This is a genomic window from Sandarakinorhabdus limnophila DSM 17366 (genome assembly GCF_945882885.1).
Lineage (GTDB): Bacteria > Pseudomonadota > Alphaproteobacteria > Sphingomonadales > Sphingomonadaceae > Sandarakinorhabdus > Sandarakinorhabdus limnophila_A.
In genome coordinates this window covers 1-14,766 of record NZ_CAMCWT010000053.1, presented here as the reverse complement: position 1 = coordinate 14,766, position 14,766 = coordinate 1, and the positions used below count along the sequence as shown (strand labels likewise).

Annotated in this window: 7 protein-coding genes and 1 pseudogene; 6 read left to right on the top strand and 2 right to left on the bottom strand. The window is 63.7% G+C overall.

The genetic code is table 11. The features are described from left to right. On the bottom strand, positions 1 to 995 hold a 995-nt coding region (locus tag Q7O19_RS11010; protein ID WP_303810557.1), incomplete at its 3' end, for a TonB-dependent siderophore receptor. Positions 996 to 1,292: 297 nt separating this feature from the next. Here Q7O19_RS11010 and Q7O19_RS11005 point away from each other — a divergent pair. From Q7O19_RS11005 to dacB, 4 genes are all read left to right on the top strand, one after another. Beyond that, positions 1,293 to 4,322 (top strand): hypothetical protein, encoded by a 3,030-nt coding sequence (locus Q7O19_RS11005; RefSeq protein ID WP_303810556.1) that lies wholly within the window; start codon positions 1,293 to 1,295, stop codon positions 4,320 to 4,322. A gap of 540 nt (positions 4,323 to 4,862) precedes the next feature. Continuing rightward, positions 4,863 to 6,320, top strand: a complete 1,458-nt coding sequence (locus Q7O19_RS11000) for a permease (RefSeq protein WP_303810555.1) — start codon at positions 4,863 to 4,865, stop codon at positions 6,318 to 6,320. 7 nt (positions 6,321 to 6,327) lie between these two features. Then, positions 6,328 to 7,356, top strand: a complete 1,029-nt coding sequence (locus tag Q7O19_RS10995; RefSeq protein ID WP_303810554.1) for a serine hydrolase — start codon at positions 6,328 to 6,330, stop codon at positions 7,354 to 7,356. 42 nt (positions 7,357 to 7,398) lie between these two features. After that, positions 7,399 to 8,850, top strand: coding sequence for a D-alanyl-D-alanine carboxypeptidase/D-alanyl-D-alanine-endopeptidase (dacB, locus tag Q7O19_RS10990; RefSeq protein WP_303810553.1), 1,452 nt, complete (start codon positions 7,399 to 7,401; stop codon positions 8,848 to 8,850). 13 nt (positions 8,851 to 8,863) lie between these two features. On the opposite strand, the gene Q7O19_RS10985 is transcribed toward dacB, so the two are convergent. Beyond that, the gene (locus tag Q7O19_RS10985; RefSeq protein WP_369692466.1) at positions 8,864 to 11,203 is read right to left on the bottom strand and encodes a penicillin acylase family protein; all 2,340 of its coding nucleotides are present in this window, start codon (positions 11,201 to 11,203) and stop codon (positions 8,864 to 8,866) included. Between the two features lie 336 nt (positions 11,204 to 11,539). On the opposite strand from Q7O19_RS10985, the gene Q7O19_RS10980 reads away from it, so the two are divergent. Both Q7O19_RS10980 and Q7O19_RS10975 read left to right on the top strand, forming a co-directional pair. Further along, the gene (locus Q7O19_RS10980) at positions 11,540 to 14,341 is read left to right on the top strand and encodes a TonB-dependent siderophore receptor (protein WP_303810550.1); all 2,802 of its coding nucleotides are present in this window, start codon (positions 11,540 to 11,542) and stop codon (positions 14,339 to 14,341) included. Positions 14,342 to 14,437: 96 nt separating this feature from the next. Further along, a pseudogene (locus tag Q7O19_RS10975) lies at positions 14,438 to 14,766 on the top strand (DDE-type integrase/transposase/recombinase); the annotation flags it as partial.

The window sequence follows — 14,766 nt, the reverse complement described above, 5'->3', positions numbered from 1 at the left end:
TCCCAGTCGCCGCCGATCGTCCATTCGCGGTTGTTCAGGCGATTGGGGCCATAATTATACTGGCGGATGGCACCGCCGGGGCCGAAATAGGTGCCGCGGGCCGGACCGGCGGTGATGATGCCACCGGCGGTCAGACTGTTGAGGCCCGATTGGGCGGAGGCAACGAACTCCGGCTCGCCATTGCCGGCGACAAAGCGCGGGTTCTGCACCAGGTGCACGCCGTCGCGGCCCCACGGGCGCGGTGCGCCGATGATGCCGTCGCGGCGCAAATAGTCCCCGCTCAACAGCAGGTGACCGCGACCGCCAGCGAACTTCATTCCGCCGGTCAAGCTGATGCGGTAATTCTTGTCGTCGCCATAGGTGGTCTCGCCATAACTGACATCGCCCTTGAGGCCGGTGAACGTCTTGTCGAGGATGAAGTTGACGACACCGGCAACAGCGTCAGAGCCATAGACCGACGAGGCGCCGCCGGTTACGATCTCGACGCCCTTCACCAGTCCCTGTGGGATGGTGTTGATGTCTACCGTGCCGATGCTGGTCGAGCCGACCGAGCGTCGGCCATCGAGCAGGATCAGGGTGCGGTTGGTGCCCAGGCTCCGCAGGTTGAGCGTGTTGATGCCCGCCGTGCCGGCGCTCAGGAGGCGTTGGCTGTTCGACGGCGTCTGGCTGCCGACCACCGAGGGGATCTGGTTGACGAAATCGGCAAGGTTGGGCTGGGCAGCGGCCTTGATGTCCTGCTCGCCAATGACGGTCACCGGGGTGGGCTGATCAAACCCGCTGCGCGTGATGCGCGAGCCGGTAACGGTAATCTGCCCTTCGCTGGTGTCGGTGGCGGCCGCCTGGACGCCGGCGGCCGGCGCCGGGGCAGCCTCTTGGGCATAAGCGCCTGCAGACGCTCCCAGCAGCAAACCGGCCAGAATTGCGGACCGGCGCCGACGGGCGGGAACCTGCCCGAACCCGCGGCCAACAGCAATATTGCCCTTGAACGACATCATTTTGATCCCCATGTTTTGCCTTGTGCCCCACGGACCGCACTGCCTGCCGGGCGATCCCACCGGTTTTGGGCGCGCCTGCCACAAATTTGTATAGTGAACATTTGCCCCCCACTTCGCATTTGACCGCGCAACTGATGCCATAGCATCCTATCTTTATTGGGGTGTAGCGTTCGGCAGCCGGACACAGGCCTGATGGGCGGCGCAAGTGGGCGTGATGGCGGCGTACACCTGCAAAAGGGGATCGCAACGGCGTTGCCAGAGCGGCGGGTCGTTGCAGGCGAAGGAACAAGGGGGCGAATGATGAAGAGCGCGATGTTGCGGACAATGCTGGGCGTGTTCCTGGCCACGGCCTCGGGTGCGGTCCAGGCGCAGGCCTATGATCCCTCGATGTGGTCGGGTCTGCATTATCGCCAGCTCGGCCCCTGGCGCGGCGGCCGTGTAACCACCGTCACCGGCATCCCGTCACAGCCGCGCACCTTCTTCATGGGCACCACCGGCGGTGGTGTGTGGAAGACCAGCGATGCCGGGCATAAATGGACCAATCTGACCGATGGGCAACTGCCCCTGGGCTCGATGGGCGCTGTCGCCGTGGTGGAGAGCAATCCGGACATCATCTACGCCGGCACCGGCTCGTCGAAGATCCGCAGCAACGTCTCCATCGGCCGTGGCGTCTACAAGTCGGAGGATGGCGGCAAAAGCTGGCAGTTCATCGGCCTGCGCGATGTTGGCCAGATCTCCACCATCCGCATCAACCCGAAGAACCCCGACGAAGTGTTCGTGGCGGCCACCGGTAACCCATTCAAATATTCGCCTGATCGCGGCGTCTATCGCACCCGTGACGGCGGCAAGACCTGGAAGAAGGTGCTGTTCATCAACGATACCCTGGGTGCGGCCGATCTGGAATTTCAGGCGGATGACGCGCGCGTGCTCTATGCGGCGATGTGGCACGGCATCCGCCACCCTTGGACGATCACCTCGGGCAGCACGGATGGCGGTCTATACAAGTCGACGGATGGTGGAGAGACATGGAGCAAACTGGGCGGTGGTCTGCCCACCGGCCTGTTCGGGCGCGCCAATATGGGTGTGAGCGCGGCCGCGCCGAACCGGCTTTATGCGCTGATCGAGGCCAAGCCCGGCATGGGCCTCTATCATTCCGACGATTTCGGCATGTCGTGGAAACTGGTGAACAGCGAGGAACGGCTGTCGACCAGGCCCTTCTACTACACCACCTTGGGTGTCGATCCGAACAATGCCGATGTCGTGTTCGTGGGTAACGAAGGCTGGTTCAAGTCGGCCGATGGCGGCAAGAGCTTCACGGTCCAGAACACGCCGCATGGCGACAACCACGACGTGTGGATCAATCCCAAAAACAGCATGATTATGGTGCAGTCCAACGATGGCGGCGCCAACGTGTCGCTGGACGGCGGCAAGACCTGGTCGGGCCAGGCTAACCAGCCGACGGCCGAGATGTACCAGGTCACGGTCGACAACCAGTTCCCCTATCGCATCTATGGCGCGCAGCAGGACAACACCACGGTGATCATCCCGTCGCAGCCGCTGGGTGACGGGCAGGGGTTCCGTGTCGGCCCCGGCTGCGAGACCGGGCCGAGCATTCCCAAGATCGATGATCCGATGATCGTCTGGGGCGGCTGCAAGGGCCAGTTCAGCCGGCTCGATCTGCGGACCAACCAGAACGAGGGCCAATACTGGATCGGCAGCGAATCCCTCTATGGCAGCCATCCCAAGAATCTGCGCTTCCGCTTCCAGCGCGTGGCGCCGATGGAAGTGCATCCCACCGAGCCCAACACCATCTATTATGGCTCGCAACATGTGCACCGCTCCCGCGACGGCGGCATCAACTGGGAGGTGATCAGCCCGGATCTCACTGCCAATCCGCCGGAACGGCAGCTGGCATCTGGCGATCCGATCACCATCGATGCCACGGGTGAAGAGGTCTATTCGACCGTCTATGCCATCCGCGAAAGCAAGGTGAAGCCGGGCGTCATCTGGGCGGGCTCCAACGATGGCCTGATCCATGTGACGCAGGATGGCGGCAAGAACTGGAAGAACATTACGCCCAAGGGCCTGCCGCCCGGCGGCCGCGTGCAGAACATCGAGCCTGGCGTGCGCGATCCCGGCACGGCCTATGTCGCCATCTATCGTTATCTGCTCGGCGATTTCGCACCCTACCTCTACCGCACCGATGATTACGGCCAGAATTGGACAAAGCTGACCGACGGCCGCAACGGCATTGCTGCGGATGAACCGACCCGTGTCGTGCGCGAAGATCCGGAACGGCCCGGCCTGCTCTATGCCGGCACCGAATTCGGCATCCATGTCTCGTTCGACCGGGGTGCCCAGTGGCAGAGCTTCCAGAACGATCTGCCCGCAACGCCGGTGACCGACATCCGCCTCGCCCATGGCGATCTGGTGCTTTCCACCCAGGGCCGCGGCTTTTACGTGCTCGACAATCTGAGCGCGCTGCGCCAGCTGCCGGCCCCGACCGAAGCCACGGCAAGCCCGCGCCTGTTCAAGCCGGCGGTGGCAACGCGGATCAATGCCTCGGCCGACATGGGTGAGCCGGGCGCGCCGGGCCCCGAATATACGCTGCCCGGCGCGCAGATCGATTATTATGTGCCGGCCCAGGCCGCGGGCACCAAGGTCAGCATCAGCATCCTTGATGCCAATGGCCAGACCCTGCGCAGCTTCACCAGCGACGGCGACGACGCCCGGGCCGGCGGTCGCGGCCGCAACCGCCCGACCTACCGGACCAGGCTGGACGCCACGGCCGGCATGCACCGCCTGATCTGGGATCTGCGCCGCTCCGGTCAGACCATGAGCGTCATGCCAACGGGCGTGCTGGCACCGGCCGGGCCTGTGGTGCCGCCAGGCGATTATCGCGTGGTGATGACCTATGGCAGCGTGACGGCGCAGCAGCCGCTCAAGATCGTCGCCGATCCGCGCGTGCTGGCCTCTGGCGTGACCAACGCCGACCTGGTGGACCAGTATGAGCACAACATGCGCGTACTGGCACTGGTGAACGACACCAACGTGGCGGTGGCCCGCCTCAAGCAGGCGCAGACTGCGCTGAAGGATCAGCCCGACGCCACCCGCGCCCCGGCCCTGAAGGCCATTGCTGACCTGCTGCTGACACCGCCGGCGCGCTACAGTCCCCCAGGTTTGGACACGCACGTGACCTATCTGCGCAGCCAGACTGATGGTTATGACGGCAAGGTCGGCAACCATCCTGCAGAGCGCTATGTCGAATTGCGCAAGCAGATCGATGATATCATCGCACAGCTGGAGAAGCTGATTGGTCCCCGCTAGGTCGCAGACACAGCCTGATTGGCGTCGTACAGATTCTGTCTGACGTCATTTTTCGCTATCCTGCGCAGCTGCACAGGGGGTGTCGACAAGGGCAGTCGACAACCCCCTAAACTCGCATCCATCTGCCATCAACGCTAAGGTCTCTATTTCTGATCGGTATCAACTAGGGGTGCACGTCAGTGCACGTCAGAGACAGGACGAATGTTCCCGACCCAGTTCAGACCGTTCATCATTAAGTTAGGCACTGTCTGCATTATTCGATTACCACTGTCATTGGCGTACAATCTGTGTGGCTAATCGTGACTGCGGGGTGGCTAAGGGGTGGCTGCGGGGCGGGTATGACCAGACATCGAAACTTGTCCTGCTCCCGCCTTTCCCTGATCGAAGGCAGTTGCGCTCACGCAGTCTGCGCCGCACAATTGCGCCGCGGTCATCCCGCGGGCGGCAACTGAAATTTTTGGGACTGCATCAGTTGCCTTATTCATCGAGCCATAGCCGGCAGTTCTGCCTGCCACCCAAAGCGCCGCGATGACGGCAAATATGCCCGTTGTTCCTGGGCCTTCGCGACTTTTGCGGCTTTACCTGCTGCTGGGTTTCTCCGCTGGCCTGCCGTTCTACATGTTCAACGCGGTGCTGCTGCTGCGGTTGGCTCGCCATAATATTGATATCGTTGTCGTTGGCTTTTTCGCCTGGATCGCCTTGCTGCCGACCTTCAAATTTACCTGGGCGCCACTGCTCGACAATTACAGCGTCCCCGGCTTTTCGCGCTTCTGGGGCAGGCGGCAGGGCTGGGTCATGATTTCGCAGCTCGGGATATTTCTGGCGCTTGTTGCTATGGCCGGCACCGCCGATGACCAGAGCCTGCCATTGACAGCGCTGTTTGCGCTGTTGTTGGCCTTCTGGACGGCCACGCTGGAGGTGGCGGCCGATGGCTGGCGGATTGAATTGGCGCCCTCGCAGGTTGAACAGGCGCCGGTGGTGGCGGCAAATTTGTGGGGGTATCGCAGCGCCATGATTGCCGCCGGCAGCGGCGCGACCCTGGTCGCGGCCCGCGCGGACTGGACGACGGCCTATCTGGTCATTGCAGGCGCCGCCTTCGTGCCCTTCCCATTGCTGGCAGCCATGCGGCCCGAACGCTCCCATGCCATTGGCCGCACCAGTGCGCTGGTGAAGGGCGTGCTGGTCAGTCTCGCCGCTTTTGCGTTAATCGGGTTGGCCGCAGCGCTGGTCGGGGCTGCACTGTTGTCGGCGGTGCGCGGCGCCGGTCTGTCGGCCGAAACCAATGTGACGCCCATCGTGCTGGGCATCGCGCTGTTGCCGTTCATGGCGCTGGCTGCCGCACTGCCGCGGATCAAGCGGCTGCCTGTAGATACCTGGGCGAACTTGCCACGTGTGCTGGCACCCCACGTCGAACTCTTCTGGCGCTTTGGCCATGGGGTGTTGCCGCTGCTTGCCTTCGTGTCCTTTTACCGGATGGGAGATGTGCTGACGCTGACGCTCTCGCACCCGTTATGGAACGCTGCGGGGTACAGCCTCGATCAGATCAGCATGGCTGATGGGCTGGTGGCCGTTGGCTGCAGTTTGGTGGGTGTGGGGCTTGGCGGACTGTGTGCGGCGCGGCTGTCGATGACGCTGGCGCTGATTATCGGGGCCATTGCCTCCGCCATCGGCAACTGGGTGTTCGTCTGGCTGTGGTTTGCCGAGCCATCGGCGCTGGTGCTCTATGTTGCCGCCGGGGTTGACCAATTTGGCCACGGTGTCGCCGGGGCCGTGTTCGTTGTCTATTTGTCGATGTTGGTCAGCCCGCATTTTCCTGGCGCCCAGTTCGCGTTTCTGTCTGGCTTTGCGTTTCTGTTGCCGCGGCTGGTGGGCGGCGTCTCTGGGGCCATCCAAAAGGCCATCGGTTATGATGGGTTCTTCCTGATGGCAGGCACGCTCAGTCTTGCTGCCATCCTGTTCTTGCCGATTGTCATGAAGCTGCGGCCGCGGACGCGTTGAGGACGCCATGATTGAAACCATTTGTGAAACGGCCTTTGCCCCCGCCCGTCTCGCGGTCGCACGCGGCGAAATCCCTGGTGCCACGCTTGGGGTCGTCAGCACCAACGGGGACCGCGCGGTGCGGCTGGCCGGGGCAGCGGCGCTGCGGCCGACTGTTGAACCGTTGACCCGTGACCATTGGTTCGATCTCGCGTCGGTTTCAAAGGTTATCGCCACAACAACGATGATCCTACAACTTGCCGAACAGGGGCGGCTCGTTCTTGACCGGCCATTGACCGATGTCATCCCGGATCTTCGTCAGTATGATGTGGCGAACGCCGCCGAGCGCCAGCTGACGTTTCGGGACTGTCTTGCTCATCGCAGCTTCCTGCCCGCTGTCGAGCCGATCTATACGTATGGCGACGATCCGGCCCGGTTGCGTGCATTTGTGCTGCAACGCGAATGGCGACAACCACAGCCCGGGACGCCCCCAGTCTATTCCGATATCAATTTCATCCTCCTTGGCATTGCCATCGAACGCATCACTGGAGCACCGCTGTCTGCGTGGCGTCTGGGCGACGGCCTGGGCTTTGGCCAGCCGCCAGGGCCGGTGGTTGCCACCGAATTCTGCCAGTGGCGCGGCCGTATGCTGAAGGGCGAGGTGCATGACGAAAATGCCTATGCGCTGGGCGGTGCGGCAGGTCATGCCGGGCTTTTCGGCACCGTCGATGGTGTGCTGGGCTTTGCCTATGCCATGTTGCAAGGCGCGCTGCTTTCGCCGGCGATGATGGCACAAGTGCGCACTCCCCAGTTCGGCCACCGCACCTGCGGCTGGGAACGCGCCTTTCCGGGATGGTCGGGAGGCGACCGCTGTTCGCCCGATACCATCGGTCACACCGGCTTCACCGGCACCGGCCTGTGGATCGATTTCGGGCGCGGGCTGGCCTGGACCTTGCTGACCAATCGTGTCCACCCCAGCCGCCACACCGAAAGCGGCATCTTCACGCTGCGCCCGGCGGTAGGGCAGGCGCTTGCCGAGGCGGCGACCGCCTGCTGACGTCACTTGCCAACGCCATGGTGCTTAGGTTTATGGTTGGTGATGCGCCTTGCCTTGATTTTCGCCCTTCTTGCTCCAACCGGCATGGTCGCCGCGGAACCCGCACCGCCGCTGCTGCCCGTTGTCGAAGCCATCCTTGCGCAAGGTCCCGCCGGCACACGCTATGGTGTGATGGTGACGACGCTTGAAGGCGAACCGCTGCTCGCCATCAACCCGGATGGGCGGTTCATCCCGGCGTCCAACACCAAGCTGTTTGTAACCGCCGCCGCCTTTTCAAATCTGTCGGCTCTGGAGGCGGCGGCCACGGGCACCGGCGTGCGGTTGGAGCCGGCAGGGCCAGGGCTGGTTGATGTCGTCCTGCAAGGCCGGGGTGAATCGCAACTCGCCAGCGGGCCGGGTTGCACCAACGCCTGCCTGCAGACGCTTGCCGATGCAGTGGCGGCAAAAACCCGGCGCGTGCGCCATGTCGTCGGTGATGACAGCTGGTTTCCGGCCGAGCGCTGGGGGCCGGGGATGAGCTGGAACAACATTCAGACCCAGTCCGGCACCGGCATTTCGGCGTTGACGCTTGATGACAATGAAATTGCCGCAACGGTCAAACCGGGCGCAATCGGTTCGACGCCGGTGGTGGAGACCTCGGCCTATTACCGGATCGATAACCGGCTGCTCACGGTCGCGGGTGACGGTGAGGCGATTGTTGATGAACGCGCGCCCAATAGCGACGTCGTGCGCCTGACCGGCACCATCGGCGTCGCCGCCAAACCGGCCACATTGCGCTTTGGCGTGGATGATCCGGCCGATCATGCCGCCTGGCGGCTGCGCGAATTGCTGCGTGCCCGTGGCATTGTCGTCAGTGGCGAGATCGCCACAAGGCACCGGCAGTTGATCCCGGCCGATGACCCGGCGATCCGGGGCGGCGCACCGCCGCCGCGGCCACCACTGCCGGAAATGCTGGCAACCCTGCCAGCGCCCGACCTGATCGCCGACATGAAAATCATCAACAAGAAAAGCCAGAACGTCTATTCCGACTTGATGCTGCGTCGCCTTGCTCGGCTGGCAGGCAGCGGATCAATCGCCGACGGGCAGGCAGCGCTGCGCGCGGTGATGGCGCAGGCTGGCCTGCCTGCCGACAGTTTCACGTTTGCCGATGGGTCGGGAATGTCGTCGTACAACCGCATCACCCCGCGCGCCGCAACCCGCCTTCTCATCTGGGCCACACAGCAGCCCTGGGGTGAGGCATGGCGCAACACGCTGCCAATTGCCGGCGTCGATGGCACGCTGCGCAACCGCTTCAAGGACAGCGGCCTGCAGGGCAAACTGTTTGCCAAAACCGGATCGCTCAACGCGGCGCGCGCCCTGTCCGGTTATCTCGTCACCAGAAGCGGCCGCACCCTGGCGTTCTCGGCGATCGCCAACGACATGCCCGATGGTGCCGATGCCCGCGCCACGGCGGTCGTCGACAAGGCGCTTGTCGCCATCGCCGAAGCGCTTTGACGCAGCGACGCCGTCAGGCCGGAACCAGCAGCAGCCGCCGCGCCGCATTGGCATCGACCGCCGCTCGGCTGAACCAAAGTGGCTGCATGCCACCTGCCAGCCAGCGGTCGTAAAAGTCCCGATACTGCGCCGATCGCGGGTCAGCCGATTGGCCGGGGAGCAGCAGGAAGCGGCTGTTATCCCAGCCGCCGACATCGATCACTTGCAAATAGCTGGCACCGTGGGTCACCACGTAGCCGTTCCTGACGTTGAGGCCGCGCGCCATCGGCGTCTGGCCGTCGCCGCCGGAGGCCCCGCCTGAGGTGCGCGGGAAGAGCCCGGCGATGCGCGGCACTGCCTGCAAGGGGTGGGCGATGACCACCTGGTGCAGCGTGCCCCAGCGCCACAAGGCTGGATCGGGGCCGCCGCGTTCCAGCGCCTTCTGCCATCCTGCCGCCAGGGCAGCATCGATGATCTGGTCACGGGCAGCGGCGGGCTGCGGGCCGAACCGCGCGTCGGGTGCTCCCAGCGCCGCCAGCATCGCATGCAGATTGACCGTTGGGATCAGATCCCGCGCGGCTTCCGGGATCAACGCCATGCGGCATGCGGCGAGCAGTTCGGGCATTACCATCTCATACAGCAGCGCCGCGCCGCTTTCAGCGGTCAATGCACAGTCCCATGCGCGCAGCATCGCTGCGGCTGCCATGGCCGCTGGCGAGACCTGCCGCGGGATCAGCCGCACCAGCGCCCGGGCCGGCAGCGACTGGACATCCTGCTGAAGCGATATGCTGTCGTTGATGCTGTGCCGCGGCTGGGCTGCAAGCACCTCGCATATCCGGTCATGGCGAAAGGGATCGCTCCATTCAAAGCCGATGATCTTCTTGCCATAGGGATAGTCCTTCGGCAGATTCAACTGGTTGGCAGACGCAAACCAGCCTTCGGGCGGGTTGCGCAGGCTTGGCAGTTCGGCCACCGGGATCAGGCCGTTCCAATCATGATCCCCTTCGCCGGGCGCCGGCAGCAAGCCGTCGTGTCGGGGACGGCGCGGTGCAAAGCCGATGACCTGCCAGCGGGTGTCGCCATTGATATCGGCATAGTGGAAATTGGTCGGCGAAACATGCAGCGTGAAGGCGCGCATCAGCGAAGGCCAGTCTGTTGCCAGGTTGATCGCGATGATGGCAAAGCGCATCAAGGCACCGGGCAGCATGTCGGCCGTGGCAAAGGCCATGGCGCGCTTCCGGCCCGGGTCCTGCGCAACGATCGGCCGGCCACCGGCATAGCGCAGGCGCACCTGCTGGGCCGCAGCGCCCTTTATGGCAATTGTTTCGTCGTACGTCTCGAAGCGTTTCCACCGGCCCTTGTGCCAATAAAGTTCGGGGTCCGCGGGCGCGGTGCGCAACACGAACAGATCGGTCTGATCGATATGCGAATTGGTGCGGCCGAACGCGAAACGGTCGGTATGGCCCTGCATGATGCCCGGCAGGCCGGGGGCGCCGGCGCCAATCACGTCCAGCCCTGGTGCGGTCAGATGCACGACATGGCGGGGGCTGAAACTGCCGATGCCCAGATGGGGATCATTGGCAAGGATCGGACGCCCGGTTGCGCTGCGCGATGCCGAAATCGTCCAGGCGTTGCTGCCCATGGCAAAGCGGCTGGCATGGCGCTGTTCGGGGTCCAGCTCGGCCAGTTGGAGCGACCAGAATGGCTGGGGCCGGGCCGATGGCGCCAGCAGGCCCAGATCGGCTTCGGTGACCGCGGCGACATCAAGACCATCCGGCATCCTGAAGTCCCACGCCGGGCGCAGCGGCGACATCAGCCGATCGGCTTCGAGCAACCCCAACGCTGCCAGCCTGGCCCGTCGCACTTCATCGTCAGCATCACCGGTCTCGACACCACGTGCCCGCGCCAGATCGCGCAGGTCCCATCGCAGCGGCCTTATGCCCAGCGCCGCATATTCAAGCGGCAATTGTGCCGGGTCGGCTTCCAGCTCGGCGATTCGGGCGTTCACGCCGGCGACATAGCCTTTCGCACAGTCCAGCACGCCATCGGGCATCGCCGCCAGCTCGGCATCGATATCGCCGCGATAATGAAACAGCCGCGCCGCCGTATCGGCCGCCACGAACGCTGCGCCGAAAGCCTCCGCCATTCGGCCTTGGTCGCGGCGATACTGCAGGTCGATCTGGAACAGCCGGTCCCGCGCAACCAGATAGCCTTGCCCGAAAAAGGCATCGTGCAGCGAGTCCGCCCGGACATGTGGGATGCCAAGCGAATCCTCAACGATTTCGATTTGCGCATTGGCTCCGGCAATTCGGATTCCGGTCCTGCTGCCTGGAACAGCCTGCGCCTGCGCCTGCGCAGCCAGCCGGCCCGGCATGGCAAGTGCAGCAACCGATGCCAACAGAAACGCTCGTCGCTGGATCATCAGCCCCCTATCGCCCGCACCATTGTTAGCCGTTGATTACGTTCGAAAACGGCTGCCCCGGGGGACTATTGACCACTGGCAGCCGCCCTGCAATGTAGTTATTGCAACATGACCAGCGCGCGTACCGGTGGTGGCGGCTGGATTGTGCAAGGGGCAATATGCAGGAGCCGGTGTGGTGAACCTGCGACAAACATGGAACTAACGGTGGCTTTTATGCGCAATCTTGGCAAAATGCGTCGTTCATTGGGTAATTCTGGCGGGTTTGGAACCGCCGCTGCGGCGATCGCATTGATTAGCGCCGCTCCGGCGTTGGCCCAGGCCGCAACGACGACCTCGACAGCCGAAGCGGCAGCGACCGACGAACAGATTGTTGTCACCGGCAGCCGCATCGTGCGCGATGGTTTCCGCTCGCCAACTCCGCTTTCCGTGCTGTCTCAGCAGGAAATCCAGAGCCAGTCTCCGACCAACAACCTGGCCGACTTCATCAACCAGCAGCCGGCACTGGCGGGCAGTACCCGCCCGGCCAACTCGCGGCTGGCGATCAGCTCGGGGCTCGCCGGGGTCAACACGCTCAACTTGCGCAACCTTGGCGAAGTGCGCACGTTGGTGCTGCTCGATGGCCGGCGCTCGGTCGGATCGACAATCACCGGGCTAGTGGACATCAACACCTTCCCGCAGGCGCTGATCAAGACTGTCGAGATCGTCACCGGCGGCGCCTCGGCGGCCTATGGTTCGGACGCTGTCGCCGGTGTCGCCAACTTCATTCTCGACAAGAAATATACCGGTATCAAGATCGATGCCGACACTGGCATCAACGACGCGGGTGACGGCCATAATTACAGCTTTTCCGCCGCCGTGGGCCTTCCGTTCGCCGGAGGGCGCGGCCACGTGCTGGTTGCCGGGGAATTTGCGCGCCGGGATGGCATCCTGACCACCGAACGCGACTGGAACCAGATCGGTTTCCGCACACTCATCAACCCGAACTATACCCCCACCAACGGCCAGCCCCAGAACCTCGTGGTAAAGGGTGCCGCCACCTGGAACACGCTGCCGGGCGGGATCATCCGGTCGGCGACAGGCACCGGCGGTGCGGCGCTGCGCGGCATCTATTTCGATGTCGGTGGTGCTCCCCGTGCCTATCGCTTCGGCGCCCTTACCGACGCCACACAGACCCAGGGTGGGGATTGGGAACTCAATGACCAGTCTCGGCGGATCGGGCTCGATGCCGAGGACAATCGGCGCGGTGTCTTTGGCCGGGTGAGCTATGAAGCGGCCGACTGGATCGAGGTCTATGCTGAAGGATCGTTCAACTGGAACAAGACGCTGTTCAATTCCGGACCGCAGGCAGCAGCCTTCACGCTGACCCGCGACAATGCCTTTCTGATCAATGCGCTGGGCGCAGCCGCGCTGACCAACGTCACCGGCGTGACGGTCGGCACCTCGTCACAGGATCTGCCGTTCCGCAAGAACAACAGCGACCGCGAGGTGCAGCGCTATACCCTCGGCGCCGGCGGCGAATTCGACATGTTCGGCAAGAAGGCGGTGTGGAGCGCCTATGCCCAATATGGCCAGACCGACACCAACGAGCAACTGCGCGACGTCATGAACAACACACGGATGGCCCAGGCGACCGATGCGGTGTTCGCGCCCGCTGGCAATGCGCTCGGCGTCGCGGCCGGCACCATCGTCTGCCGGTCAACGCTAACCGCGCCAACCAATGGCTGCATCCCGCTCAACCGGTTGGGCATTGGCGTCGCCAACCCGGCGGCATTTGCCAATGTTCTCGGGAATCCGTTCCGTAACCAACGCTTCAAACAGATGGTGGCCGGCTTCAACCTCTCGACGATCCCGTTTGCCACTTGGGCCGGCGATGTCAGCGTTGCAGTTGGCGGCGAATACCGGAAGGAAGAAGTGTCCGGCTTTGTCCCGGTCGAGTTCCAGACCGGCTGGGCGGTGGGCAACTTCCTGCCGACCTTCGGCAGCTACAACGTCAAGGAAGCCTATCTCGAAACCGTCGTGCCGCTTGGCATCGGCTTTGAATTCAATGGTGCCGTGCGCGCCACCGATTATTCGACGTCGGGTTATGTGACCACCTGGAAGACCGGTCTGACCTGGCAGCTGATCGACGATATCCGGCTGCGCGGGGTGGTCTCGCGGGATATTCGGGCGCCCAACCTCAACGAGCTGTTCCAGTCCGGCACCTCGCGCAGCAACAATTTTGGCACCGGCAGCGCCTTTGGTCAGTACGCTGGCCGCACCTTCCAGGAAATCACCACCGGCAATCGGGCGCTGCAGCCCGAGAAATCCGACGCACTGACCCTGGGCGGCGTGCTCCAGCCGCGATTCCTGCCCGGCTTCTCCTTCTCGGCCGATTGGTTCCGCTTCAAGGTCAAGGGCGCCATCAGCCAGTTCTTCGCCAACGACATCGCGCAGCGCTGCACCGAAGGCCGGCTGGATTTCTGCAGTGCGATCAAAATCGATTCGACCGGCGTGCGCGATTTCGTTGTGTCGGCCAGTCCGTTCAATTTCAACCGCATCACGGTGCGCGGCATCGATTATGAGGCGCGCTATGCGCTGCCGCTCGATCAGTGGTTCGATGGCAGTTCAAGCACGCTGGTGTTGCGCGGCACCGCCACCAACTATCTGGAAAACATCGTCGACAATGGCATTTCGGTGCCGGTCAACACGGTCGGCCAGAACAGCGGCACCCAGAGCGGCACGCCGGACTGGATCTTCCGCGCCTCGGCCACCTTCGACACACCGCACTACAGCATCACTGCGGTCGGCCGCGGGGTCAGTGCGGGCACCTACAGCAACATCAACGTCGTCTGCACCACAAGCTGCCCGGCCAGCACGGCGCTGGCCCCGACCATCGATAACAATTCGGTGTCGGGTGCATTTTATGCGGATCTGAACTTGACCGCCAAGATCAAGGTCGGCGGCTCGGATGGGCAGCTATTCTTCAACATCACCAACCTTTTCAATCGGGACCCGATTTTGCTACCTGAAGGCGGCCTGTCGGCAAACCCGACGTTCAGCGACATTCTGGGGCGCGCTTTCCGCGTTGGTGTGCGCTTCCGGACAAAGTGACCCGGAGAGGGTGAACGCTCCCAAAATTGGTTCAGGGGCATTCAGCCGGCGTTGGCCGCAGCAACACCCGGCCGGGCAGCGCCCCGGTCGCCTTGCCGGCGGCCGAACACCTCGAAGCCTGTGCCGGGGCATGGGATCTATCCCTATCTGCTGCGCAAGCTGGCGGTGACGAGGCCCAACCAGGTCTGGGCGACGGACATCACGTACATCCCAATGGCGCGGGGCTTCGTCTATCTCATCGCCATGGTCGATTGGTTCAGCCTGCGGGTTTTGTCGTGGCGGCTGTCGATCACGCTGGAGACGGATTTTTGCATCGAGGCGTTGGAGGAAGCGTTGGCGCGCTTCGGATCCCCGGAGATCTTCAACACCGACCAGGGCAGCCAGTTCACCAGCATGGCATTCACGTCGGTCCTGCACCGCGAGAA

Bases quoted from the DNA above. Each gene is read 5' to 3' on its own strand.
- Q7O19_RS10985 (WP_369692466.1), bottom strand. From the start codon at position 11,203: ATGCCGGGCCGGCTGGCTGCGCAGGCGCAGGCGCAGGCTGTTCCAGGC.
- Q7O19_RS10995 (WP_303810554.1), top strand. From the start codon at position 6,328: ATGATTGAAACCATTTGTGAAACGGCCTTTGCCCCCGCCCGTCTCGCG.
- Q7O19_RS11005 (WP_303810556.1), top strand. From the start codon at position 1,293: ATGATGAAGAGCGCGATGTTGCGGACAATGCTGGGCGTGTTCCTGGCC.
- Q7O19_RS11000 (WP_303810555.1), top strand. From the start codon at position 4,863: ATGCCCGTTGTTCCTGGGCCTTCGCGACTTTTGCGGCTTTACCTGCTG.
- dacB (WP_303810553.1), top strand. From the start codon at position 7,399: ATGCGCCTTGCCTTGATTTTCGCCCTTCTTGCTCCAACCGGCATGGTC.